Here is a 24,361-nt window from a genome sequence, read left to right as displayed (position 1 = left end):
AAGAGTAATGAAGGATTTACGCGGATGGTTTCCAGTCGCCTTGAGATGCGCGGTATCAGCCTGGCCTTTTCCGGCTTTCAGGCCCTGTCGCGCGTGGATTTCACCCTGAATGGCGGGTCGGTGCATGCGCTGACCGGCGCCAACGGCGCGGGAAAATCGACGTTGATGGCGGTGCTGTGTGGGACGCACGATCTTTATGAAGGCGAAATCTGCATTAACAACCAGCCGGTAAGCATCCGCGAGCCGCTGGACGCCAAACGGCTGGGTATCCACCTTGTGCAGCAGGAGGTGGACGTGGCGCTGATCCCCGGGCTGAGCATTGCGGAGAACATTATGCTCGACCAGCTGGCGCAGCCGGGACACCGCTACAGCTGGCGCGCGATTCGTCAGCAGGCGCGGCAGGCGCTGGCGCAGCTGGATGTTTCGCTGGACGTTCGCCGTTCCATCGACAGCTGCACGCTGGCTGAAAAGCAGCAGATTTTGCTGGCGCGGGCGCTCTCGCACCACTGCCGTTTTCTCATTCTTGATGAGCCCACTGCGCCGCTGGACGCGCACGAAAGCGAGCGTCTGTTTGCGGTAGTAAGACGTCTGCAACAGCAGGGCATTGGCGTGGTGTTTATTTCTCACCGCATTCACGAGCTGAAGGCCATCTGCGACACCCTGACGGTGCTGCGCGACGGCAGGCTGATTGAGTCCGGCCCGATGGCGGATCTGAGCGGAGAGGAGATCGTCGAGAAGATGCTCGGCCACGAGCTGAGCGATATCTATCCGCCCCCGCGACCGCCGCACGGTGAAGAGATGCTGCTGCGGGTGGAAGGCCTGCACGACGACGCGCTGCTGAAAGATATCTCCCTGCATCTGCGCAAAGGTGAAATCCTCGGCATTGCCGGGCTGGCGGGGGCGGGGAAAACGGAACTCTGCAAGGCGCTGTTTGGCGCCAGCAAAAGCCGCGTGGCGCGCGGCGAGCTGAACCATCAGGCCTGGAAACCGCGCGATCCGGCAGACTCGGTGCTACGCGGTCTGGCGCTGGTGCCGGAGGAGCGGCGCAAAGAGGGCATTTTTATCGACGAGCCGGTGAGCATGAACCTTGCCGTGTGTGCCGATAACAGCTTCTCGCGCTGGAGCCTGTTTGGTCATCGTCAGGCGTGGCGCTGGGCGGAAGAGGTGATTGCCCGCGTCGGCGTGCGCACGCGCGGGCCGGGGCAGGTGCTGCGTCGGCTTTCCGGCGGTAACCAGCAGAAGGTCGCCATCGGGAAATGGCTGCGCAATGACGCCAGCGTGCTGATATTCGACGAGCCGACCAAAGGCGTGGACGTGAAGGCCAAAACCGATCTGTTTCAGCTGATCGACGGCCTGGCGCGCGAGGGCAAAGGGGTGATTTACGCCTCGGGTGAATTTGCCGAGCTGGTCGGTCTGTGCGACCGCATCTGCGTGCTGTGGGACGGTCGCATCGTGGCGGAAATCGCCGGGGCAGAGGCCCGGGAAGAAACACTACTTTATTATTCAACCGGAGGAACGGCGTCGTGAGCAAGGCCCTTTCAGTGACCACGGCGGCGTCTGGCCGTCAGCAGATTTTCGATTTTCTTTATAAGTGGGGCATGCTGCTGACCGTCGTCGCGCTGGTGGCGGTGTTTGGCCTGGCGTCGGACAGCTTCCTCGACCCGAACAACATCATCAACATTCTGCGCTCGATTGCCATCGTGACGGTGATTGCCGTTGGCGTCTCTATTTCGCTGACCGTCGGCGGGTTCGATCTCTCCGTGGGATCTACCGCGTCGCTGGCGAACGCGCTGGTGATTTCGCTTTTCGTCTGGCACGGCTTTGGCACCACCGAGTCGATTCTGCTGACCCTCGCGCTCTGTACGCTGGTCGGCCTGTTTAACGCCTTTCTGATCGTCATCCTGCGCATTCCGGACATGCTCGCGACCCTTGCCAGCCTGTTTGTCATTCAGGGTGTGGCGATGACCTACAGCTACGGCGGGTCGATTACCGAGAACATGGTACTGCCGAGCGGCGACATGGCGGAAGGGACCATTCCGGCGGCGTTTGGCCTGCTGGGGCAGGTGCCGACCATTGTGATCGTCATGCTGGTGGTGACGATTCTGGCACAGCTGGGCCTGTCGCTGACCACCCATGGACGCCGGATGTACGCCATTGGCGGCAACCCCGAAGCCGCGCGCCTCTCCGGCATTCGCACCACCCGCTACAAAGTGGCAGCCTACGTGATTGCCTCTCTGCTGGCGGGGCTGGGCGGCATTCTGCTGGCCTCGCGTATTGGTTCATCGCAGGTGAATGCGGGCGGCGGCTACCTGATGGACGCGGTGGCGGCGGCGTGGATCGGCTTCTCGCTGGCCGGATCCGGCAAGCCGAACGCGCTGGGTACGCTGGTGGGGGCGGTGATCCTCGGCGTGCTGTCGAACGGGCTGGTGATGCTCTCCGTGCCGTATTACGCCATGGACATTATAAAAGGGCTGGTGCTCGCGGTAGCGCTGGCGATTACCTACATACAAAAACGCTGACAACACAACGGGATAATAAATGAAAAAGATTGCGCTCTCTTTGGTAGCTCTTGGGTTACTCACTTCTCTGCCGGGCCTGGCGGCTACCCCCGCGCCGGTTCCGACCGCCATTGCCAGCCATGACGGCCCGATCCGCATCGCGGTGATCCGCAACCTGGGCTCGGACGACAACACCACGCAGTTTGTTGCCGGGGCGATTCAGGAAGGGAAAAAGCTCGGCTTTAAGGTCAGCACCTTTTTAAGTAACGGGGACGACGCCAAATTCCAGGATTTCGTTAACCAGGCCATCAGCCAGAAATACGACGGGATTATTCTCTCTCAGGGGCGCGATCCGTACTCCACCGCGCTGGTGAAGAAGGCGGTGGATGCCGGGATCAAAGTTTCGGTGTTTGATACCGCTGTGAACGGCGAGATCCCGGGCGTAACCGTTACCCAGCAGGACGATGCCTCCCTGACCAACCTCTCTTTCGGCCAGCTGGCGAAAGATTTCAACGGCAAGGCCAATATCGTCAAGCTATGGGTCGCGGGCTTCCCGCCGATGGAGCGCCGTCAGGCGGCCTACAAAGAACTGCAAAAGCAGTACCCGGAGATTAAAGAGCTGGAGTCCATCGGCGCGGTCTCTTCTGACGTGCAGGGCGACACTGCCAACAAGGTGGGCGCGATCCTCGCGAAATACCCGAAAGGTAAAATCGATGCCATCTGGGGTACCTGGGATGCCTTCAGCCAGGGCGCGTATAAGGCGCTGAAAGAGAACGGCCGAACCGAGATCAAACTCTACAGCATCGACATCTCCAACCAGGATTTACAGCTGATGCGCGAGCCGGGTAGCCCATGGGCAGTGAGCGTGGCGGTGGATCCGAAGCTGATTGGCGCGACCAACGTACGCCTGATTGCCAATAAGATTGCCGGAGAAGCGACGCCTGCCACTTACGATTTCAAGGCGGCGGCCATTCCGCAGGCGCTGCTGACCGCCCAGCCGGGCGCGGTGAACGTGGCGTCTCTGGGGAAAATCATTCCGGGCTGGGGCCAGACGGAAGATTTTGTTGCGCCGTGGTTTGCGACCCTTGCCGCTAAAAACAAGTAAACCAAGCCGGGTGGCGGCTGCGCCTTACCCGGCCTACATTTCGCACCCGTAGGCCCGGTAAGCGCAGCGCCACCGGGCGTAAGGAGCATAAGGTGTCTCAATTACCCCCTCCCGAATACAGCCGCAATATGCGGCTGATTGGCCATAGCGATCAGGGCGGTCGCCCGGACGGCGTGCAGCTGATGGTGCACCGCGGTTTCGCCTATATCGGCCATATGGTGTCGCAGGGCTTTTCGATAGTGGACGTGCGCGACCCGAAAAAACCAAAAGCCGCAGGATACGTGCCTGCGCCGCCGGGTACCTGGAATGTGCATCTCCAGGCGCATGACGATCTGCTGCTGGTGATCAACGCCCGGGATCTGTTTGCCGATGCGCGTTTTGCCGATGAGAAGGTTTACTACACCCGCCAGGTGGGGGAGACCGTCAGTGACGTGCAGGATAAAGGCTGGAGCGCCGGGCTTCGCGTCTTTGATATCTCCACACCGGACAGGCCACGCGAGATAGGCTTTTTATCGCTGAGCGGCATCGGCATTCACCGCATCTGGTACGTCGGTGGCCGCTGGGCGTATGTCTCAGCGCTGATAGACGGCTTTACCGACTACATCTTTCTGACCATCGATCTGGCGGACCCGCGCAAGCCTGAAGTGGCGGGACGCTGGTGGCTGCCGGGGATGAATCAGGCCGAAGGCGAACAGCCGAACTGGCCGGAAGGCAAACGCTACGCCCTGCACCATGCGATTATTGCAGGCGATACCGCGTACGGCAGCTGGCGCGACGGTGGCCTGACGCTGCTGGACGTTAAGGACCGCACCCGGCCTAAGCTCATTAGCCATCGTAACTGGAGCCCGCCGTTTGGCGGCGGGACGCACACCGCGCTTCCGCTGCCGGATCGCGACCTGCTGGTGGTGCTGGACGAGGCGGTGCTGGATAACCAGCAGGACGGCGAGAAGCTGATCTGGCTGTTTGATATCCGCGAGCCGTCGAACCCGGTGAGCATTTCTACCTTCCCGCAGCCGGATGAAACCGACTACGTGGCGAAAGGGGCGCATTTCGGCCCGCACAACCTGCACGAGAACCGGCCGGGGAGCTTTGTCAGCTCAACGCTGATCTTCGCGACGTACCAGAACGCGGGCGTGCGCGCGTATGACATTTCCAATCCGTATCGCCCGGTAGAAACGGGGGCGCTGGTGCCCGCGGCGCCGGAAAAGATGATGGATACGCGGCCCAATCGCCCGCAGGTGATCCAGTCGTGCGACGTGTTTGTGGATGCGCAGGGGATTATTTACAGCACGGATTATAACGGCGGGATGTCGGTGATTGAGTATCTGGGGTGAGTTTTTGCCGGGTGGCGGCTTCGCCTTACCGGGCCTACATTTTGCACCCGTAGGCCCGGTAAGCGCAGCGCCACCGGGCAAACGTTCTCAACTGTACTGCCGCACTCGCGCTACCAGCTCTTCCGCGCTGTCGATGCGGTCAGCAATCACAATCAGCGCCTTGCCGAGGGATATCGCGTGGCGCAGGCATTCGTGACGCATCGCTTCATCCTGAATGGTGTCGATATCCGCCACATGGGAAAGCCCGACGCTGCGGCGAATCAGCTCGGTGCCGCAGAATCCGATGGCATCGTGCCAGACCTTTTTCAGGAACGCAGAGGCATAGCCCGGCGCGCTGAGCGCGGCGTCGCGCGTTTTCTCGTTCGCCAGCGCCTGGAAGCGCTCCGCGAAGGTGTTCCACAGTTCCTGAATATCGGTCAGGCGCTGCTCGCGCGCGGCGGCGGCATCGCGAATGCCCAGATGCCCCGGCAGGCCGCAGAAGTTCAGCAGCAGGTTGCCGATGGCGGTGCCAACGTCAAAGCCAATCGGGCCAAAGTAGCCGAACTCGGCGTCGATGGCCTTCAGGCTGCCGTCGGCCACAAAAATTGAGCCGCTGTGAATGTCCCCGTGCAGCAGGGCTTCGGCATGCGAAAAGAAGCGGTGCTTCAGGGAGGCCACGGCGATTTTAAGCTGGGCGTCGTCGCGCAGGGCGGCAACATCGTTCTCCAGATCGGCCGGGTAGCTGTTGCGCGCGTGGATCTGGTACGGATCGTTAAAGAACAGATCTTCGGTGATCTCGCACATCTCCGGGTTGATGAATTTTGCCACCTGCGCTTTTTTCTCGTGCGGATGCAGATAAAAATCGCTGGTGTGGAACAGGGTGTGAGCCAGATATTCACCCAGCTGCCGCGCCGCCTGCGGGTAGTAAATGTTGTTAATCAGCTCGCCGCGCCAGATGCGATGGCTGGAGAGATCTTCCATCACCATCACCGCCAGTTTCGGGTCAAAGTGGTGGATTTTCACCGTGTGCTCAGGGCTGTGCTTGTAATGCTCGACCAGGGTTTGCGCCTCCAGGCGAGCGCGATCCAGCGTCAGCGGCCAGGACTCGCCGACGCAGCGCACATAGGGCAGCGCCTGCTTAACGACGATGCGGCTCACCCCCGCGCGGTCGAAAACTTTAAAGACCAGGTTGAGGTTACCGTCGCCGATTTCCTGCGCCTCCACCAGCGATGACGGATCGTCAAGTCCGCCAAACTGCCTGGCATACTCCACGGCGTCCTGAGCGGTAAAGGTACGGTATTGCGACATGGCCTGCTCCTCAGTTTTGCTAATTAAGACATGTAGACGTCTATACACCTGGATTTCATCCTGACACAATGTGCTACAACAACGCAACAGGGAATTAACGACATGCAGACATTACAGACGACCAGCCTGCGGGTGGCGAATAATCAGCTCTTTATTCTCGACCAGCAGGCGCTTCCGCAGGAGAAACGCTGGCTGGATGCCTCGACGGTGGAGGCGCTGGTTGGGCATATCCACGCTCTGCGCGTGCGTGGCGCGCCGTTGATTGGTCTCTCTGCAAGCCTGCTGCTGGCGCTGTTAGCGGAAAGCGGTAAAGGCCGCGACGAGCTGGCGGCGGCGCTGGAGACCCTGCGTGCCTCCCGCCCGACGGCGGTGAACCTGATGAACAATCTCGACCGCATGAAGATTGCGCTGTGGCAGGAAGCGTTCGTTCCGGCGCTGGTGGCTGAAGCGCTGCGCCTGATTAATGAAGACAAACGGCTTTGCGACGCGATTGCGAAAGCGGGTAGCGCGCTGGTGAAGCCCGGCAGCCGCCTGCTGACCCACTGCAATACCGGCGGGCTGGCAACGGCGGGCGTCGGTACGGCGCTGGGTGTGATTGCCCGCGCGCATCAGGAAGGCAACGTCAGCAACGTCTGGGTGGATGAAACCCGTCCGCTGTTGCAGGGCGGCAGGCTGACCGCATGGGAGCTGGGCGAGCTGGGCGTGCCGTATCAGCTGATTACTGACTCCATGGCCGCCAGCCTGATGGCAAAAGGGCAGGTGGATGCCGTGTGGGTGGGGGCAGACCGCATTGCCGCCAACGGCGACGTGGCGAACAAAATCGGCACCTATTCCCTGGCGGTGCTGGCGAAGTTCCACGGTATTCCGTTCTACGTCGCCGCCCCGCAAACGACCCTCGACCGGGACTGCCCGAACGGTGACGCGATCCCGATTGAGCAGCGCGCGGCCAGCGAAGTGACGGGCGTGGCGGGAAGCTTTGGCGCGGTGCAGTGGGCGCCGCAAGAGGCGCAGGTCTATAACCCGGCGTTTGACGTTACCCCCGCCTCGCTGATTAGCGGCTGGGTGCTGGATACGGGCGTGGTCACCCCTGAAGAGGTAGCGAAAGGGAAATTCGCCTGAGTGGGACTATCCTTGTAAGGGGTTCCCTTTAGAGGACGTTATCGTGACGCTCGATCCTGAAACAGATTTAAAACTGGAACGCGTGGTGGACGCACCGCGCGACCTGCTGTGGCTCTGCTGGACCACACCGGAGCACATCAAAAACTTCTTCATTCCTGCTCCCCATAAGGTGACTGAATGCGACCTCGATCTGCGTGTGGGTGGGCGGTTCAATACCGTGTTTGAGGTGGACGGGCAGCGGATGGATAACCGGGGCGTATTTCTTGAAATCGATCCGGGGAACAAGCTGGTCTTTACCGATGGCTATACTGAGGGCTGGAAGCCGGCTGAAAAGCCGTTTATGACAGCGATCCTGCTGCTGGAAGATGTGGGGGAGGGCAAGACCCGCTACACGGCGATTGCGCGTCACCCAACGAAGGAAATCCGCGAGCAGCATGAACAGATGGGCTTCCACGAAGGGTGGGACGTGGTGTTGGATCAGCTGGTGGGGTATGTGAAAGGGCTGAAACGGTAGTGCCCTTAGACCCCCTCTCCCTTGAGGGAGAGGGCTGGGGTGAGGGGGGAGAATTCATTGATTATGTTGAAGACAGATTTCTCTTTTTGGTATTCCTCATCTGACGAAATACTCGCTCTCCCTTTTCATCAAAGTATCTTTCCGGCCATATCACATCGGGTGGAATGTCTGGCGCCTGAGCGATAAGCAGTTCACCTTTAGGCCATGGTCGGGTAAGCGCATTTGCCAGTGTGGATGAGGAAAGGCCAGCCTTTCTGGACAACGCAGCCAGGCTTGTTCCATGTTTCTTTAGTGCAGCGATAATGTCGGCCGGGTGCCAGTTCTGATGTTGCATTGTGTCCTCCTTACATGTGTTCGTTACGTGCTCAATTATCCTATTTTGGGATAAGAAGGCAGCGGGAGGATATTCGATTTCAGGATATTTGTATGGAATCGGAACAATGGCTTCAGTTTACTCGGATGAATACCAGCGTGTTATCAATGCGTTGAAGAAAGCGCGTAAAGAGAAGGGGATGACTCAGGCGCAGCTTGCGGAGGCACTGGGAAAACCACAATCGTTTATTGCTAAAGTGGAAAACGGTGAGCGTAGGTTGGACGTGGTGGAGTTTGTGCATCTGGCGAGGCTGGTTGGCGCAGATGTGCAGAGGATTATCGCCAGTATTTAATTAATGCCTGAGTATGGAACTGACCCCCTGAGCCGTATGTTCCCCTCACCCTCACCCTCACCCTAACCCTAACCCTCTCCCCAGAGGGGCGAGGGGATAGCACGGTGCTCGCATTACTTTGCGGGGTAGGGAGAAAAGATCAGGCCAGGCGTGGATACGCATCCGCGATTGCATCGCCCGTAAACTGGGCAACCCAGCCTTCCGGATTGTCGAAAATACGAATGGCGGTAAAGTTCGGCTCTGAACCCATGTCAAACCAGTGCGGCGTGCCTGCGGGTACGGAAATCAGGTCGTTTTTCTCGCACAGCACCTGATACACCTCATCGCCGATGTGCAGGCAGAATAGTCCCGCCCCTTCCACGAAAAAGCGCACTTCGTCTTCGCCGTGGGTGTGCTCGTTGAGAAACTTCGCACGCAGCGCCTCTTTCTGCGGATTGTCGGCGCGCAGGCTGATCACATCCCAGCTCTGGTAACCTTTCTCTGCCACCAGCTTGTCGATTGCATGCTGATACGCTTCGATCACGGCTTCGGGCGCAGGATCCTGCCCTAAATCACGGTCTGCCGCCCAGCGTTCAAACCGCACGCCTTTGGCGTTGAGCTGTTGGGCAATCTCGGCGGCGTCGGTGCTGTGCCACAGGTGCTTACTGGCGTCTTTATCGGAATAAATGGTCAATGCGCTCATGAAGGGATCTGCTCCGGGTTAATCTCGTCAAACTGGTGGATCTGATGGTGATGGCTTGCGCCGTCATCTTCACCGCGTATCAGTTGCAGGGTGCGAAAACCCGCCTGTTCAGCCGCGTCCAGCTCCTGATGAATATCCGACAGGAACAGGATCTGCGACGGGGCGATGCCCGTTTGCGCCGCAATATTTTGATAAGACTGCACCTCACGCTTGGCCCCGATGCGGGTATCAAAATAGCCGCTGAACAGATGAGTAATATCACCTTCGTCGCTGTAGCCAAATAACAGTTTCTGCGCGGCGACGGAGCCAGAGGAATAAACATAGAGATCAATCCCTTGTGCCTTCCATTTTTCCAGCGCGGGCAGTACATCAGGGTAGAGATGGCCGGTAAAGTCACCGTTGATGTAACCGTCCTGCCAGATGATGCCTTGCAGGGCTTTGAGCGCCGTCGATTTGCGGTCTTCATCCATAAAGGTAAACAGCACGTTGATGAGATCGCTGACGCTGGCATGCGGAGTGCTGATTTCATCGCGCAGGTTGTCCAGAATCGATTTGACCGGCTCGGCGTACTGCTGCGCGGTCACAAAGGCCGCCAGCCGCTCACGCGCGTAAGGGAACAAAACATCATGGACAAAACGGATATCGCTGGTGGTCCCTTCAATATCCGTCACAATCGCGCGAATCATACTCTCTCCCATTGTCGTAAACGCATTTCGCATTCAAATAAGAATTCTAAACCTTCCAGATGACGGCGGGCTTCGGCCACGTCGCGTCCCCAGCAGGTTAAGCCATGACCGCGCAGAAGAAAACCATAATTAAGCGGGCGTTCCTGCGCGTAATGGGCGATGCGAGAGGCGAGGGCGTCGATGTCCTGGTCATTATCAAACACCGGGATGGCCACCGTATCCCGATGCGTGGTCTGCCCGGTAAGGGATTTTTGCATCTCGAAGCCGGAGATCTTCAGCTCGGTCTCGTTGACCAGCCGCGACAGCACCGTGGCATTGACGGTGTGAACGTGCAGGACGGCGTTAGCCTCGGGGAACAGGCGGTAGATGAGGGTATGCAGCCCGGTCTCTGCCGACGGTTTACGGCCAGAAGGCGCACGGTTGGTGGCGATTTCAACCTGTAGAAAATCGGCGGTGGTCAGGCTGCCTTTGTCTTTTCCGGATTCGCTCAGCCAGCACAGATGTTCATCCTGACGCACGGACATATTGCCGCCGGTAGCGGGCGCCCAGCCTTTAGCGCCAATCCAGCGGCAGGCCTCGACCAGGTGTGTGAGTTGCAGGTTGTCTGTCATTTCCTTTTACCCTCTCGGTCAGGAATATTTATATCATTTAGACGTCTAAGCGTCTTGATTGCCAGAGACTAACATCGTGTTATAGTGTCAGCAACATAAGTATTACAGGCAGGCACACTACAATGAGCAATAACCCGTTGATCCCGCAGAGTAAACTTCCGAATCTCGGCACGACGATTTTTACGCAGATGAGCGCCCTGGCGCAGCAGCACAACGCCATTAACCTCTCACAAGGTTTCCCGGATTTTGACGGGCCGAAATATTTGCAGGAGCGTCTGGCGTACCACGTTGCGCAGGGAGCCAACCAGTATGCGCCGATGACCGGCGTGCAGGCGTTGCGTGAAGCCATTGCGGATAAAACGGCGGAGTTATACGGCCATAAGCCTGACGCGAACAGCGATATCACGGTAACCGCAGGGGCGACCGAAGCGCTGTATGCGGCGATAACCGCCCTGGTGCGTACGGGCGATGAGGTGATTTGTTTTGACCCGAGCTACGATAGCTACGCCCCGGCGATTGAACTGGCCGGTGGCGTGGTGAAACGCGTGGCGCTCCAGCCGCCGCATTTTCGTCCGGACTGGCAGGCGTTTGCCGCGCTGCTGAGCGATAAAACCCGGCTGGTGATCCTGAATACGCCACACAACCCATCGGCGACGGTGTGGCAGAAAAGCGATTTTGCCGCCCTGTGGCAGGCCATCGCCGAACGTGAAATCTATGTTCTGAGCGACGAGGTGTATGAGCACATCTGCTTTGCCGAAGAGGGTCATGCCAGCGTGCTGGCGCATCCGCAGCTTCGCGAGCGCGCAATCGCGGTATCATCATTTGGGAAAACCTACCATATGACCGGCTGGAAGGTAGGGTACTGCGTGGCGCCCGCCGCCATCAGTGCTGAGCTGCGTAAAGTGCACCAGTATTTGACGTTTGCCGTAAACACACCCGCCCAGCTGGCGCTGGCGGATATGCTGCGCGCTGAACCTGAACATTACCGGGACCTGCCAGCTTTTTACCGTGCGCGGCGGGATCGGTTTGTGACTGCCTTGAGCGAGAGTCGGCTGGAGATCCTGCCATGCGAAGGCACCTACTTCCTGCTGGCGGACTACAGCGCGATTTCCGATCTGGATGATATCAGTTTTTGCCAGTGGCTGACGAAAGAGGTGGGCGTGGCGGCCATTCCGCTGTCGGTGTTCTGCGCCGATCCCTTCCCGCATAAACTGATTCGTCTTTGCTTTGCGAAGCAGGAGTCGACGCTGCTGGCAGCGGCTGCGCGCTTAAATTCGCTCTGACTATTCAACCGTCCAGGCTTCTGAAAAACGACGGTCCGCGAAGAGTTCCAGCAGACCGTTGATTTGCTTCAGTCGCAGCACTTCATCGCTGTCCATACCCAACTCCAGGCCAATTTTCTGCTCACTCCAGCCCATAAGCACCAGTTCTCGCACGATTTCTGACATGGCATTGATCTGGTGGCGTCCACGCGCGCGGTTGTGACGAATGGTTGTAGCCATGCGATCGAACTTTTCCTGGCGTGCTTTACGCAGGCAGGTAACAGGGAGGTAACCTTTAAGTTGACGCTTCAGAATAGCCCGATGACTGCCAAGCTCATGGCGATGGAATCCATCGACAATTTCATAGCTCTCAGGCGCATTTTCCGTCACAACGATAGGTTGTGTGAATCCATCCAGCTCCAGTGATTTGCTGAGCAACCGCTTCTCCGCCGGAGCGACATTATTTGGGTTGTAGTCATTGGCGGTGATGTCAGTCTGTTTTATCCACAATACGCAGTCGACGGGTTGATTATTAAAAGGGCTGATTTCGTGTAATGCCTGGCGAAAGGCATTAATAGCGCCGATTTTCTCTTCTTCAGAAAGGGCCTGCAGGTACGTCTGCATTTCTCTGATTATTTGCTGCTGCATAAAATCCCCCATTCCTTGCGTTTGGCTTTCACTCTTTCGCTGTAGCGTTGATAGTGTTTAGGTTTGTTTGGACTAAATGAGAGAGCCCGGCACCAGTAGTCATTGTTGAGTAAAACCTTGCAAATGCGTCGCCAGGAAGGGATATCTTTTGCGCCAATGTCACCCTCCTGCGTATCGGGAATATCGTCCAGGCCTCGCTTTTGATACCAGTGGAGATAAATTGCGATTTTATTTCGGTAATGTTCCGCCGTATTTTGCGGCATGCTGTCGAGTAGCAGCATGGCGTATTCGCGCCAGCCGAGATGGTCAGGTTTCAGGATCTTCCGGTGGCCATAAAAATGGTTATCGTGCCCGGCATAAATACCTCCACTTCGCACGCCGCAGGCGCGTTCACACATAGCCGCCCAGCGTTCGGGTTCAATGACATGATAGAGCCATAAGCCCTGACGCTGTTCCGGACCAAACGGTTCGCAGATGCGCATATAACGCGGCGGCACCCCCGCCTTGTACATCAGGTCGTATAACGGGTTATAGCAACATTTTGATTTCGCGAACCACGTCCAGATGTCGGCGGTTTTCCAGTCGTACAGTGGGTAGATATACCAGGCGTGCCCACCCGGGGCGACGGTCGTCCAGGGTTTATCGTCAGAAAAGCGCTGCTTACGCGCCGACGCGATAGCCAGAAAGCGGTTGTAAGATTCATCGGCGCGGATCCCCACCATGACTGCGGCAGGACGTCTTTGCGCATACCATTCGGCAAACTCGCGCACGAAGGCTTCAAACGTCATTCCCTGCTGATAAAAATCGAAATAGTGATAATCGGTAATGGCATCTTCTGGTGGCTGGCGAACCCAGTTTGTTCCGGGTTCCCAGCACTGCCATTCAGGTTGAAACTGTGACAGGGCGTTCTGGGTCGTGAGCGGAAGCGCTACCCACCAGAACTGGTGGATAACATCCCGATAGAGCGTTTTCATAGCGTCAACATGCTGAATGGTCGACGAGAATTGCGCTTCCCAGTCCAGAAAGATGACGTCTATTTTTCGCTTTAATTGCCGTGCTTTCTGGGCAACAAGATGCAGCATCACGGTAGAATCTTTTCCACCGGAAAAGGAAACGCATACCCTGGGGAAATTGTTAAGCGTCCAGTGTATGCGTTCCGCAGAAGCGTCTAAAACATTTTCCTGTAAAGGGATTTTATAGTTCGACATGATTAATCGCGTCCTGCGTGTTAAATGTCTTGGGAAAATCAAAACGATATTATGGAATTATTTATCCTTAATTTCACGGAGTCATTTTTTTCGGTTCGCTTTAATTATATTCACCATGCAAATGTATTTTACGCAGACGGCGGAGAAACGCAGAGCTTATGCATTTTTTCAATGAATGTTGAAAAAACAGAGCTATTCAGTGATGAACGGCCGTAGAGCATATAGATCTTTAATTCAGGCAGCGCAAACGGTGGTTCAAGCCTTTTTAATTTCAAAGATTCTTTAAATGTTTCATAGATCGACACGGGGATATAGCCTAACAAATCAGATGAACTGACCATAGAGATGAGAGAGCTAAGGGAGTCGGTGCGAAAAGCAATATTTCTTTCCGGAAAAGCGTCATTGGCCCGACTCTGGAACTCTTTTACACCCGGATGAGCACTCTGGTAAAAAGTGAATTTCTCCTGGTATAGCGCGTCCACAGTAGCTGTGTCAGCGAGCCTTGGGTGGTCTGCTCTACAGATTAAGGCTATCGGCACCGTAGTGAAGTGGGTGCAGACCACAGAGCGATTGTGGATAGGTGCGATAGAGAAGATGAGATCGGCTTTACGATAGGCCAACAAATCTTCCGCTGATTCGGAGGAAATAAGCATATCTCTTTGTTCTATCTCATAATTCTCCTCAGATATTAAAAGCTTCAACGGTTCCAGCATCGAACCAGGAGACACCATTTGAGTGCAATAGATAACGAACTTTTTCTTGATGTCCGAGTGATGCATCATGTTGATCGTCTGCTCAAGCTGATTGAGATTTTTTTCCAGATGATGATGCAAGTTGGTACCTACCGTGGTGGGCGTAATTCCCTTCCCTGAACGGATAAACAGGGGGTCATCAAGCTGACCGCGCAGGCGTTGCAGCGACTGGCTGACGGCGGATGGTGTGATATAAAGCGTCTCGGCAGCCCTACTGATACTGAGATGTTGGTAAATGCATTCGAAGATAACTAACAGATTGAGATCGAATTTTTTTAGGTCGTAGAGGTTTGCCATGTTTCGTCCTGAGTGAGTTGAGTTTGCTGTCGTTATCACACCATGGAGTACGACAGAGTGTAGTTACCCTTTACAATCCGTGTGAATAACTCGCTTAATTTAAAATTTAAGTGATCTTAATATATCACGGCTTTGGATTATTGAAACATATCTTCAAGAGTTATTAAGATAATTTTATCTTTAAAGTGTGATTGAATTATTTGAATGACAAATGGCGTTTATATATAGCGTGAAACCCATAATGAAATTAAATTTATAATGTTTCAATGACCTGTTCGAATCTGCCTATCACAGCCATAGGCAGGACTATCCCTCTTATGCATTGCTCATTGCGCGCAGGGGTGCTGTAATCAAACCGCTGTTACGGCCTTGATACAAGGTATGTAGAGCGCAACGCAACGCCAGCTTCGGCTGGCACTGAATGTACCTGCGGGGAATTCAGGTATCAGGGCCGCCCGTTGAGGCGGCCTTTTTACTTTCAGGCTTTCCTGTAAAAGGTTCACCTTGCTGTCTTGTTGCTGTTGTAAGGTTTGGCTGATTGATTTGATAAAGCATACGCATTAGCCCCGATGAACAAAGTTGGTTACCTTACACCTCAACGAAAACACGGAGGAAGTACAGATGTCCTTGATTAACACCAAAATTAAACCTTTCAAAAACCAGGCGTTCAAAAACGGTGAGTTCATCGAAGTTACTGAGAAAGATACCGAAGGCCGCTGGAGCGTGTTCTTCTTCTATCCGGCTGACTTCACCTTCGTTTGCCCGACCGAACTGGGCGACGTTGCAGACCACTACGAAGAACTGCAAAAGCTGGGCGTAGACGTTTACTCTGTTTCTACCGATACCCACTTCACCCACAAAGCGTGGCACAGCAGCTCTGAAACTATCGCGAAAATCAAATACGCGATGATCGGCGACCCGACTGGCGCCCTGACCCGTAACTTCGACAACATGCGTGAAGATGAAGGCCTGGCTGACCGTGCGACCTTCGTTGTTGACCCGCAGGGCATTATCCAGGCTATCGAAGTTACCGCTGAAGGTATCGGCCGTGATGCATCTGACCTGCTGCGCAAAGTGAAGGCGGCTCAGTACGTTGCTTCTCACCCAGGCGAAGTGTGCCCGGCGAAATGGAAAGAAGGCGAAGCGACGCTGGCGCCATCTCTGGACCTGGTCGGCAAGATCTAAATTTCCGTCGTCTTTCACGCCATAGCTGCGTTGGCGTCGCCTGCTCACCCCGGTCACTTACTTCAGTAAGCTCCCGGGGATTCTCAGGCTAGCCGCCTTGCTCTGACGCGAAATACTCTGGAAATTGTTTCAGTCATGGGCGCACCCGCGCCCATTTCATTCCAGCACCATGATGCAAGTTGCATTCAGGCAGCCCGTATAAGGCGGCTTGCATGATGACGTTTTAAGAGAGGGAAGAATAATGCTCGACACTAACATGAAAACCCAGCTCAAGGCCTACCTTGAGAAACTGACCAAACCTGTTGAGCTGATTGCCACGCTGGACGACAGCGCGAAATCGGCAGAAATCAAAGCGCTGCTGACAGAGATTGCTGAGCTGTCGCCGAAAGTGACCTTCAAAGAAGACAACACGCTGGCAGTCCGTAAGCCTTCTTTCCTGATCGCCAACCCAGGGTCTGACCAGGGGCCGCGTTTCGCGGGTTCTCCGCTGGGGCACGAATTTACGTCCCTGGTGCTGGCGCTGCTGTGGACCGGTGGTCATCCGTCAAAAGAAGCGCAGGCGCTGCTGGAGCAGATCCGCGATATCGACGGTGATTTTGAGTTTGAAACCTATTACTCGCTCTCCTGCCACAACTGCCCGGACGTGGTGCAGGCGCTGAACCTGATGTCAGTGCTCAACCCACGCATTAAGCACACGGCGATTGACGGCGGTACGTTCCAGAACGAAATCACCGAGCGCAACGTGATGGGCGTTCCGGCGGTTTACCTGAATGGTCAGGAGTTCGGCCAGGGGCGTATGACGCTGACCGAAATCGTCGCCAAAGTGGATACCGGCGCAGAAAAACGTGCGGCGGAAGAGTTGAACCAACGCGATGCTTATGACGTGCTGATTGTTGGCTCCGGCCCGGCGGGCGCGGCGGCAGCGGTTTACTCCGCACGTAAAGGGATCCGTACCGGTCTGATGGGCGAGCGTTTCGGTGGTCAGGTTCTGGATACCGTAGACATTGAAAACTACATTTCCGTGCCGAAAACCGAAGGCCAGAAGCTGGCCGGGGCGTTGAAAGCGCACGTCAGCGACTACGACGTGGATGTCATTGACAGCCAGAGCGCCAGCAAACTGGTTCCGGCCGCGGTCGAGGGTGGTTTGCACCAGATTGAAACGGCGTCCGGCGCGGTGCTGAAGGCGCGCAGCGTGATCATTGCCACTGGCGCGAAATGGCGCAACATGAACGTGCCGGGCGAAGATCAGTATCGCACTAAAGGCGTGACCTATTGCCCGCACTGTGACGGCCCGCTGTTCAAAGGTAAACGCGTAGCGGTGATCGGCGGCGGTAACTCCGGCGTGGAAGCGGCTATCGACCTGGCGGGGATTGTTGAACACGTTACCCTGCTGGAGTTCGCCCCTGAGATGAAAGCGGACCAGGTGTTACAGGATAAAGTACGTAGCCTGAATAACGTCGACATTGTGCTCAATGCCCAGACGACAGAAGTGAAAGGCGACGGCAGCAAAGTGACCGGTCTGGAATACCGTGACCGCGTGAGTGGCGATATTCACAGCGTACCGCTGGCGGGGATCTTCGTTCAGATTGGCCTGCTGCCAAACACCACCTGGCTGGAAGGCGCAATTGAGCGCAACCGCATGGGCGAGATCATCATCGATGCGAAATGCGAAACCAGCGTGAAGGGCGTATTTGCGGCGGGCGACTGCACCACCGTGCCGTACAAGCAGATCATCATCGCTACCGGTGAAGGTGCGAAAGCCTCGCTGAGCTCGTTTGATTACCTGATCCGCACCAAAACTGCATAATAAAAGAAAGCAAGACGACACCTGCAATACAAGAGGCCACCAAAAGGTGGCCTCTTTTTTATCTGACGACCATCACCGGAATGTGGGTGTGGCGGATCACGCTGGAGGCGTTCGACCCCAGCAGGTGCGTGGTAATAGACGGGTTGCGCGAACCAATCACTACCACGTCGGCATTTAATTCCCCGGCAAGCTCATTTACGGCGTCACGCACGCTACCGAACCGGACGTGGGTTTTTATGCGGGAAGGATCGATGCTGAAGTGCCCGACCATGGTTTGCAGGCGCGTCTCGGCTTCATGCTGTAAATGCTCTTCAAAACGACGCACATCAGCAGCGAAACGATGCAGGCTCAGGCTGGCAGTGCCCGGTAAAACATGCAGAAGATGAATAAGTCCGTCCTGCTGCGCGAGAAATTCCGCATGACGTACAGCTTTATCACTCAGTTCCATTTCGAAAACATCAACCGGCATAATGATTGTTTGATACATACCCGTTTCTCCTTGTTTATAAACGCTGCAATCATTCAACCACAAAATATAAATGGTTTCTGTAATCCCGACAGCACTTTTATCTCGCCAGGATAAATCTCAAAACAGCCGGATTCCGGGGCATATCCCGAGAGGTAGCTACCCTTTTATAAGCTTACCCACACCCTTTCGGAGGTTGCATGAAAGCTCTCACCTATCACGGTCCACATCATGTTCGGGTCGATAATGTCCCCGATCCGGGCATCGAACAGCCTGACGATATCATCCTGCGCGTAACGGCCACGGCGATCTGTGGTTCTGATTTGCATCTTTATCGCGGAAAAATTCCCAAGGTCCAGCACGGCGATATCTTTGGTCATGAATTTATGGGCGAGGTGGTGGAGTGCGGGAGCGAAGTGAAGAACGTGCAGAAAGGTGACCGGGTGGTGATCCCGTTTGTGATTGCCTGCGGTGACTGTTTCTTTTGCCAGATGCAACAGTACGCGGCCTGCGAAAACACGAACCGCGGGCAGGGCGCGGCGCTGAACAAAAAGCAAATTCCCGCCCCTGCCGCGCTGTTTGGCTACAGCCATCTTTACGGCGGCGTGCCGGGCGGACAGGCGGAGTATGTGCGCGTGCCGAAAGGCAACGTAGGGCCGTTTAAAGTGCCTCAGCTGCTGTCAGACGACAAAGCGCTTTTCCTGTCAGATATTCTGCCTACCGCCTGGCAGGCGGCGAAAAATGCGCAGATCCAGAAAGGCTCCAGCGTCGCCGTATTCGGGGCCGGGCCGGTGGGGTTACTGACCATTGCCTGCGCGCGGCTTCTCGGCGCAGAGCAGATTTTTGTGGTTGACCATCATCCCTATCGTCTGCGGTTTGCCCAGGAGCGCTACGGCGCGATCCCGATTAACTTTGATGACGATAACGACGCGGCGGAGAAAATCATTGAGCAAACGGCCGGGCAGCGCGGGGTGGATGCGGTGATTGATGCCGTCGGGTTTGAGGCCAAAGGCAGCACGACGGAAACGATCCTCAGTAACCTGAAAATTGAAGGCAGCAGCGGCAAAGCCCTGCGCCAGTGCATTGCTGCGGTGCGACGCGGCGGCGTGGTCAGCGTGCCGGGCGTGTACGCCGGTTTCATCCATGGCTTCCTGTTTGGCGATGCCTTCGATAAAGGGCTGAGCTTTAAGATGGGGCAGACGCACGTCCACGCCTGGCTGGGAGAGCTGCTGCCGCTTATCGAAAAAGGGTTGCTTACACCGGAAGATATTGTGACCCACTATCTTCCGCTGGCTGATGCGGAGCGCGCCTATAAGATCTTCGAAAAACGGGAGGAGGAGTGCCGCAAGGTGATCCTGGTGCCTGGCGCAGATACCCCGGAGGCAGCGCAGCAGAAAGTGAAGGGACTGGTGAATGCCTTCCCCGGCGGCGTTGTGTGAGGTTTCGTCCCCATGGCACTACAACAGAGTAAGCGTGGATTAAGCGGTTTTTGTCCGATATAAGACAATCGGGTGAATTTGCGGAAAGAGGATGCAGGTGCATCCTCTGTGCAAAGCGGGGTCGCTTGTTCAGAAGGGATTAACGCAGGTAATCGCCAGCGGCTTCGGGCTGGTAGAGCAGCTCAAGCACTTCAAGATGGGCTGAGGCACCGCCCGGGAGTTCCCAGTGGATAGTATCGCCCGTGCGCAGTCCAAGCAGCGCCGCGCCCACGGGTGCCAGCACCGAAAGCTGCATGCTGCTGTCGGTCATCTGCGCCGGATAGACCAGCGTACGGGTGAGTTCCTCCCCGGTGGTCAGGTTGCGGAACTTCACCTGGCTGTTCATGGTGACCACATCATGCGGCATGGTCTCAGGCGTACACATCTGCGCCCGGTCTAGCTCTTCGTTCAGCGCATCGGCTACCGGCAGCGAGGCGAATTCTGGTTTCTCCAACAGTCGGTCAATACGTTCTGCGTCGAGTTCATTGATGATAATCGTAGGTCTGGACATTTTTACTCCATGTCGTTAATGCTGCGTGTAACGCAGAAACCAATCCAAAAGAAAACCCTCGCCGTCTGGCAGCGAGGGTTTAACTTATCTGATGATACTGTCTGAAACCCTAAGTTTGAAGTGATGAAGGTCACATTCGTGCGCCATATGAATTTTTGGCAATAAACCCGCCATCCCGATTCACGCTGAACGGAAATTTCGTTACGCTGGTAAAACTTAAACCGGGCAATGCGCGTTGCAGCCCCAGCGTAGAGAGAGCGATATGTACTTTTACCAACCGTCTCAGGGGCACGGCCTGCCGCACGACCCGCTGAACGCCATTATCGGTCCGCGTCCGATTGGCTGGATTTCATCCTGTGATAAGGCCGGTCAACTGAACCTTGCCCCGTACAGCTTCTTTAACTGCTTTAACTATCGCCCACCGATCATTGGTTTTTCCAGCAACGGCTGGAAGGATAGCGTGCGGAATATTACCGAAACGGAAGAGTTTGTCTGGAACCTCGCAACGCGCGATCTGGCTGAGGCGATGAATGAAACCTCCGCCACACTCCCTCATGGCGAGGATGAATTTACCTTTGCCGGCCTGACGCCCGTAGCCAGCCAGCTTGTGAGCTCGCCGCGCGTGGCGGAAAGCCCGGTGAATTTCGAGTGTCGATTGTCACAGTGCATTCAGTTGACCGGCGCGGATGGGACACCGATTGATACCTGGCTGGTGCTCGGCGAAGTGGTGGGCGTCCATATCGCTGAGAGTTTGCTGGAAGAGGGGATTTACCAGACCGCGAAAGCGCAGCCCATTCTGCGTGCGGGTGGACCGTCAGCCTACTACGGCATCAGCGACAGCCATCGCTTCGATCTGGTACGCCCGGATGCGCGCAGGAACAATCAGTAACCAGCTTTATCGATAACAAACTGTTTGCCGCAGTTGCCCGGATGCGGCTGTGGCGCAAAGGTGCTGGCTGAGAGCGAGTTGTTAATGGTGCTTGATTTTAGCGAGATCTGCATCTCGGTCAGATAAGCCGGATTGCCATGGCAGGTAAGCTTGAACGCTTTTACGTTCTGTTTCCCCCAGCTTTTGGCCACGGCTGCATCAAAATCGCTACGGCGGACGGTCTTGCCATAGTTTTCCGCCAGAAATTCCCCAACCGCACTATTTTTCACTTCCTGGTTTATGCGCACCATGGTGCCGAAGTAAGCGTCGGGATCAAAACCAAAGCAGACGCCGTGTTTCGCGTATTCATAACGTTCAAGGCAGGAGTTGCCGCCCGCGCCGGGCATCACGCTGTTCAGCTTCGCCGCGCCCGTTAGCGATAGTCCGGTCTCTGCGGCGTCACATTTGCGGCTGGCTTTTGCTTCCGGCAAATTCGGAACCGGACGAGTGGCACAGCCGAAGCGCATCCAGCGGCGTTCATCCACTCCGCGAGCGGCAATAGATTTCGGCAGCGCTGGCCATAAGCCGTGGACGGTCAGAAAATCGGTTTTGTTGCTGCTCTCTTTTTGCAGGCGACACTCTTCCGGTTCGTCACGGTTACGTTCGACCATACTCTGGCAAAATCCCGTTTGCCAGGAAAGCGCCAGAACGTAGCGATCGAAATCGCCGTACTGGGTTGGCTTAAGCGGATCTGCCTGAATTGAGAAGACACAGAGTGCAAGCGCTACTGCGCCAGACGGGATAACGATATCCTTCCTGAACATTTGCTTTCCTGATTGGTTGGGCGCGATTAATTTCTGGGGGTTATTAAAGCACAAAAAGCGCCCGCAGGCGCTTTTTGGAAAGCAGGAATTTCGCTTAGGCAGCGCCGGGAACCAGCACTTCGGTGGCGATAATAACGATAATCAGGCCAACCAGCACCGGCACTGACGTGCGTTTTACCACTTCAAACGGAGAGATTTTTGCCATCCCTGCAACCGCAACCACCACGCCCGATACCGGAGAAATGGTACGACCCAGGTTGGAGGCCTGGAGCATCGGAATGGACAGGTAAGCCGGGTTGATGCCGGAGGAGTGTGCCAGCTTAGGGATCATCTCAACAAACGCATAGAACGGCGCGTTACCGGAGCCGGTAGTCATCGCCGCCAGCATGGTCAGTACCACCAGCACCAGCATCAGGATAATGCTGGCCGAGCCGAACGAGGTGGCGATAGAGATCAGGCTCTGGATAAAGCCGATTGTGCTCAGCCCCTGAGCAAACACCCCTGCGGCAACCAGCAGCATCACCACGCCCGCGAAGGCATCCGCCATACCGCGGAAGGCGACTTCAAGACCTGTGAACACCTTCTGGGTGTTAAAACCACGAACGAATTCCAGGATGGCCGCCAGCAGCATACAGATCACCAGGATAGTGATGATGTGCAGCTGAGGGCCCCATTTGCCGTCAAAAATAAGCACGCCAATAATCGGCGTGAAGGGCAGGATGGAATAAAACGCCGGGGCGGTAGTGGTGATTTCACTGACGTCCATCATCTCATGGCTGACGTTCTCTTTCTTATCGAGGTAGCGTTGCCAGAAGAAATGCGCCACGCCCATGCCGAGAATAGCGGTGATGGAGATTGGCAGTGTGGTTTTGAAGGCGAAGTCAATCAGCGACATTTCCGCGGCTTTCGCGGCCAGCACCACGTCACCGGAAGTAGGGGAGAGAATAATCGCCGCCGGAGAGGCGCAAATAGCCGCCGCTGCGCCACGGCTGATCCCGACGTTAACCATTACCGGGAATAACGTCGCCATTAACAGCACGCCAAGGCCTGTTGCTGAGGAAACGGCTAATGACATCAGACAGGCCAGGAAATAAGCCGCGACCATCAGCAGATAGGGGGAGTTAATATATTGCAGCGGCTTAGAAGCCAGCTTCACCACCATATCATTCGCGCCGATATGGGTCATATAGGCAGCAAATCCGCAGAGCATCATGATCATCATGCCCAGGTCGCCGCCGCGGCTCATCAGCAGAATTTTTATATATTCCACAATATCGGTAGCGGTATATCCGGTGCTGGCTTCGCTGGCGGGTAAAACCTGATGACCCATTAGCGCGCTAATGATCAGCAGCGTCAGGCCGCCGACAAATAGCACGCCGGTGGCTGAGTAACCTTTAATGATGTAGCGTGCTACACCGACAATGACCACGACTCCAATGAGGAGTTCGAGAAAAGTAAGCATGATTTCCCCTGTATCCTTGCTGCCCGAGAGACAAATAATCAATAAAAAAGAAGCCTGAAATGTGCCGAATAAATGGCCAGTCCTTGCTGATTAAAATCAAGAAAGAGACTACTAAAGGCAATGATGACGATATTTTTGCTAACCCTGCGTCATTTATATTAAGACGTTATTGACCTGATGAATAGATATTATATGTCATTAAATTGATGGTGAAGTGTTAAGGTTTTGAGTATTACTTGCCGACAATCGATTTAAAAACGTAAATCTCTTTAAAACTACTTCTCTTTCATTCTTTTGCCTGCTTATACTCGGTTCACTTTTACCCTATCCGACGATCTGAATATGCACGCCAGCTGGACGTATCGCCTGCGCTTTATCAAAAAACATCTGCTGATGTTTTTGCTGGCGTTTGGCTGGCTGTTAATCCAGAGTCAGGTGGCCGTCGCCTCCCATCAATGTTCAATGGATTTGCGCGGTGAGGTGGCCACCATCCAGCATATGGATATGATGGCGGAACCGGGGCTGCATTATGCTGCCGGTGCTTCACCGCTGTGTGAAAAACATTGTGTGCCGGATCAGGTACAAAAAGAACCTGCCCAGCCGCATCTGGTGGCGCTGCCTGCCGCCATGACGCTGACCTTAACGACGCCAGAGTGTTCATCTGCAAGCCATTCTGCGTGGTCTATTACCCCTCCTGCTGTGGGGCCGCCGGCAACGATCCGCTATTGCCGGTTTCGGGAGTAAAAACCTGTTAATTCGTTGATTTTATTTACTTAACGTTTAACAGGAGTTTTATCATGCGTACCCTATTCCTTTCCGCGCTGGTTGGCGCGTCCATCTCTTTCGCTTCTTATGCCGTTCAGGCAAACCAGACCTGGCAGGGCCGCGGCGTGGTTCAGTCGATCTCTGACAATGCCGTCATGCTCCGTCACGAGGCCATACCGGAACTAAAATGGCCAGCGATGACCATGCCGTTTACTTTATCTTCGGGTGCCACGCTGAATGGCGCCAAACCGGGGGATGAGGTGACCTTCACGCTTGAGCGTGCGGGTGACGGTTTCCAGATTATCTCGCTGACGCCAGCGCGCTAAG

The 24,361-nt window shown here is 55.7% G+C and carries 26 protein-coding genes; 14 read left to right on the top strand and 12 right to left on the bottom strand.

Going from position 1 to position 24,361, the window contains the following annotated elements:
- Positions 1 to 24 precede the first annotated feature (24 nt).
- From AC4OVS_RS16345 to AC4OVS_RS16330, 4 genes are all read left to right on the top strand, one after another.
- Positions 25 to 1,527: a sugar ABC transporter ATP-binding protein gene (locus AC4OVS_RS16345; RefSeq protein WP_491922568.1), complete on the top strand. Its 1,503-nt coding sequence runs from the start codon at positions 25 to 27 to the stop codon at positions 1,525 to 1,527.
- Entirely contained in the window at positions 1,524 to 2,519 is a 996-nt protein-coding gene (locus AC4OVS_RS16340; protein WP_022647397.1) for an ABC transporter permease, read from the top strand. Before AC4OVS_RS16345 ends, AC4OVS_RS16340 begins: the two co-directional genes overlap by 4 nt.
- A 19-nt stretch (positions 2,520 to 2,538) precedes the next feature.
- Positions 2,539 to 3,603, top strand: a complete 1,065-nt coding sequence (locus tag AC4OVS_RS16335; RefSeq protein ID WP_180243547.1) for a sugar ABC transporter substrate-binding protein — start codon at positions 2,539 to 2,541, stop codon at positions 3,601 to 3,603.
- A 92-nt stretch (positions 3,604 to 3,695) separates the two neighbouring features.
- On the top strand, positions 3,696 to 4,937 hold the full coding sequence (locus tag AC4OVS_RS16330; protein WP_022647399.1) for an LVIVD repeat-containing protein: 1,242 nt from the start codon (positions 3,696 to 3,698) through the stop codon (positions 4,935 to 4,937).
- Between the two features lie 87 nt (positions 4,938 to 5,024).
- Here AC4OVS_RS16330 and mtnK read toward each other — a convergent pair whose 3' ends face one another.
- Positions 5,025 to 6,224, bottom strand: coding sequence for an S-methyl-5-thioribose kinase (gene mtnK, locus AC4OVS_RS16325; RefSeq protein WP_048966160.1), 1,200 nt, complete (start codon positions 6,222 to 6,224; stop codon positions 5,025 to 5,027).
- A gap of 102 nt (positions 6,225 to 6,326) precedes the next feature.
- Here mtnK and mtnA point away from each other — a divergent pair, with 102 nt between their 5' ends.
- Positions 6,327 to 7,343 carry an S-methyl-5-thioribose-1-phosphate isomerase gene (gene mtnA / locus AC4OVS_RS16320; protein WP_058645961.1) on the top strand — a complete coding sequence of 339 codons (1,017 nt, stop codon included), beginning with the start codon at positions 6,327 to 6,329 and terminating at the stop codon, positions 7,341 to 7,343.
- A gap of 43 nt (positions 7,344 to 7,386) precedes the next feature.
- On the top strand, positions 7,387 to 7,857 hold the full coding sequence (locus tag AC4OVS_RS16315) for an SRPBCC family protein (protein WP_032624683.1): 471 nt from the start codon (positions 7,387 to 7,389) through the stop codon (positions 7,855 to 7,857).
- Between the two features lie 61 nt (positions 7,858 to 7,918).
- On the opposite strand, the gene AC4OVS_RS16310 is transcribed toward AC4OVS_RS16315, so the two are convergent.
- Positions 7,919 to 8,191, bottom strand: coding sequence for a helix-turn-helix domain-containing protein (locus AC4OVS_RS16310; RefSeq protein WP_032624682.1), 273 nt, complete (start codon positions 8,189 to 8,191; stop codon positions 7,919 to 7,921).
- 106 nt (positions 8,192 to 8,297) lie between these two features.
- Here AC4OVS_RS16310 and AC4OVS_RS16305 point away from each other — a divergent pair, with 106 nt between their 5' ends.
- The gene (locus AC4OVS_RS16305; protein WP_023299573.1) at positions 8,298 to 8,522 is read left to right on the top strand and encodes a helix-turn-helix transcriptional regulator; all 225 of its coding nucleotides are present in this window, start codon (positions 8,298 to 8,300) and stop codon (positions 8,520 to 8,522) included.
- A gap of 139 nt (positions 8,523 to 8,661) precedes the next feature.
- Here AC4OVS_RS16305 and AC4OVS_RS16300 read toward each other — a convergent pair whose 3' ends face one another.
- The 3 genes from AC4OVS_RS16300 to AC4OVS_RS16290 are packed head-to-tail and all read right to left on the bottom strand — an operon-like array spanning position 8,662 to position 10,501.
- Positions 8,662 to 9,204 (bottom strand): 1,2-dihydroxy-3-keto-5-methylthiopentene dioxygenase, encoded by a 543-nt coding sequence (locus tag AC4OVS_RS16300; RefSeq protein ID WP_022647405.1) that lies wholly within the window; start codon positions 9,202 to 9,204, stop codon positions 8,662 to 8,664.
- Positions 9,201 to 9,890 (bottom strand): acireductone synthase, encoded by a 690-nt coding sequence (gene mtnC, locus AC4OVS_RS16295; RefSeq protein WP_023305674.1) that lies wholly within the window; start codon positions 9,888 to 9,890, stop codon positions 9,201 to 9,203. Before mtnC ends, AC4OVS_RS16300 begins: the two co-directional genes overlap by 4 nt.
- Positions 9,887 to 10,501 carry a methylthioribulose 1-phosphate dehydratase gene (locus AC4OVS_RS16290; protein WP_022647407.1) on the bottom strand — a complete coding sequence of 205 codons (615 nt, stop codon included), beginning with the start codon at positions 10,499 to 10,501 and terminating at the stop codon, positions 9,887 to 9,889. Before AC4OVS_RS16290 ends, mtnC begins: the two co-directional genes overlap by 4 nt.
- 122 nt (positions 10,502 to 10,623) lie before the next feature.
- On the opposite strand from AC4OVS_RS16290, the gene AC4OVS_RS16285 reads away from it, so the two are divergent.
- Positions 10,624 to 11,784, top strand: a complete 1,161-nt coding sequence (locus tag AC4OVS_RS16285) for a pyridoxal phosphate-dependent aminotransferase (protein WP_395036422.1) — start codon at positions 10,624 to 10,626, stop codon at positions 11,782 to 11,784.
- Here the strand turns inward: AC4OVS_RS16285 and AC4OVS_RS16280 are convergent, their stop codons facing one another.
- From AC4OVS_RS16280 to citR, 3 genes are all read right to left on the bottom strand, one after another.
- Positions 11,785 to 12,411 carry an IbrB-like domain-containing protein gene (locus AC4OVS_RS16280; RefSeq protein WP_032624678.1) on the bottom strand — a complete coding sequence of 209 codons (627 nt, stop codon included), beginning with the start codon at positions 12,409 to 12,411 and terminating at the stop codon, positions 11,785 to 11,787.
- Positions 12,396 to 13,619 (bottom strand): phosphoadenosine phosphosulfate reductase, encoded by a 1,224-nt coding sequence (locus AC4OVS_RS16275; protein ID WP_032624677.1) that lies wholly within the window; start codon positions 13,617 to 13,619, stop codon positions 12,396 to 12,398. The genes AC4OVS_RS16280 and AC4OVS_RS16275 overlap by 16 nt, the downstream gene beginning before the upstream one ends.
- Before the next feature lie 128 nt (positions 13,620 to 13,747).
- Positions 13,748 to 14,668 carry a DNA-binding transcriptional repressor CitR gene (gene citR, locus AC4OVS_RS16270; protein ID WP_022647411.1) on the bottom strand — a complete coding sequence of 307 codons (921 nt, stop codon included), beginning with the start codon at positions 14,666 to 14,668 and terminating at the stop codon, positions 13,748 to 13,750.
- Positions 14,669 to 15,289: 621 nt separating this feature from the next.
- On the opposite strand from citR, the gene ahpC reads away from it, so the two are divergent.
- Complete coding sequence (ahpC, locus tag AC4OVS_RS16265) at positions 15,290 to 15,853, top strand: alkyl hydroperoxide reductase subunit C (protein WP_014882974.1); 564 nt, start codon at positions 15,290 to 15,292, stop codon at positions 15,851 to 15,853.
- A gap of 241 nt (positions 15,854 to 16,094) precedes the next feature.
- A complete protein-coding gene (ahpF, locus tag AC4OVS_RS16260; protein WP_022647412.1) occupies positions 16,095 to 17,660 on the top strand; it encodes an alkyl hydroperoxide reductase subunit F in 1,566 nt (521 codons plus the stop codon).
- Positions 17,661 to 17,718: 58 nt separating this feature from the next.
- Here ahpF and uspG read toward each other — a convergent pair whose 3' ends face one another.
- Positions 17,719 to 18,147, bottom strand: a complete 429-nt coding sequence (gene uspG / locus AC4OVS_RS16255) for a universal stress protein UspG (RefSeq protein WP_045308963.1) — start codon at positions 18,145 to 18,147, stop codon at positions 17,719 to 17,721.
- 179 nt (positions 18,148 to 18,326) lie between these two features.
- Between uspG and AC4OVS_RS16250 the strand changes: the two genes are divergently transcribed.
- Positions 18,327 to 19,565, top strand: coding sequence for a zinc-dependent alcohol dehydrogenase (locus AC4OVS_RS16250; RefSeq protein ID WP_015571156.1), 1,239 nt, complete (start codon positions 18,327 to 18,329; stop codon positions 19,563 to 19,565).
- A 139-nt stretch (positions 19,566 to 19,704) separates the two neighbouring features.
- On the opposite strand, the gene rnk is transcribed toward AC4OVS_RS16250, so the two are convergent.
- The gene (gene rnk / locus AC4OVS_RS16245) at positions 19,705 to 20,115 is read right to left on the bottom strand and encodes a nucleoside diphosphate kinase regulator (RefSeq protein WP_022647414.1); all 411 of its coding nucleotides are present in this window, start codon (positions 20,113 to 20,115) and stop codon (positions 19,705 to 19,707) included.
- A 262-nt stretch (positions 20,116 to 20,377) separates the two neighbouring features.
- On the opposite strand from rnk, the gene AC4OVS_RS16240 reads away from it, so the two are divergent.
- Complete coding sequence (locus tag AC4OVS_RS16240; protein WP_023299579.1) at positions 20,378 to 21,004, top strand: flavin reductase family protein; 627 nt, start codon at positions 20,378 to 20,380, stop codon at positions 21,002 to 21,004.
- Here AC4OVS_RS16240 and rna read toward each other — a convergent pair.
- Positions 20,998 to 21,807 carry a ribonuclease I gene (gene rna, locus AC4OVS_RS16235; RefSeq protein ID WP_479438202.1) on the bottom strand — a complete coding sequence of 270 codons (810 nt, stop codon included), beginning with the start codon at positions 21,805 to 21,807 and terminating at the stop codon, positions 20,998 to 21,000. The genes AC4OVS_RS16240 and rna overlap by 7 nt on opposite strands.
- 94 nt (positions 21,808 to 21,901) lie before the next feature.
- Positions 21,902 to 23,269, bottom strand: a complete 1,368-nt coding sequence (gene dcuC, locus AC4OVS_RS16230) for an anaerobic C4-dicarboxylate transporter DcuC (RefSeq protein WP_017382481.1) — start codon at positions 23,267 to 23,269, stop codon at positions 21,902 to 21,904.
- A gap of 342 nt (positions 23,270 to 23,611) precedes the next feature.
- Here dcuC and AC4OVS_RS16225 point away from each other — a divergent pair, with 342 nt between their 5' ends.
- Positions 23,612 to 24,013 (top strand): hypothetical protein, encoded by a 402-nt coding sequence (locus AC4OVS_RS16225; protein WP_022647417.1) that lies wholly within the window; start codon positions 23,612 to 23,614, stop codon positions 24,011 to 24,013.
- A 53-nt stretch (positions 24,014 to 24,066) separates the two neighbouring features.
- On the top strand, positions 24,067 to 24,360 hold the full coding sequence (locus AC4OVS_RS16220; protein ID WP_491922567.1) for a copper-binding protein: 294 nt from the start codon (positions 24,067 to 24,069) through the stop codon (positions 24,358 to 24,360).
- Position 24,361 lies beyond the last annotated feature (1 nt).

The organism is Enterobacter sp. 4974935 (genome assembly GCF_058661735.1).
Note: the sequence above shows the minus strand (reverse complement) of the source record. Positions and strands in the feature narration are given on the sequence as shown.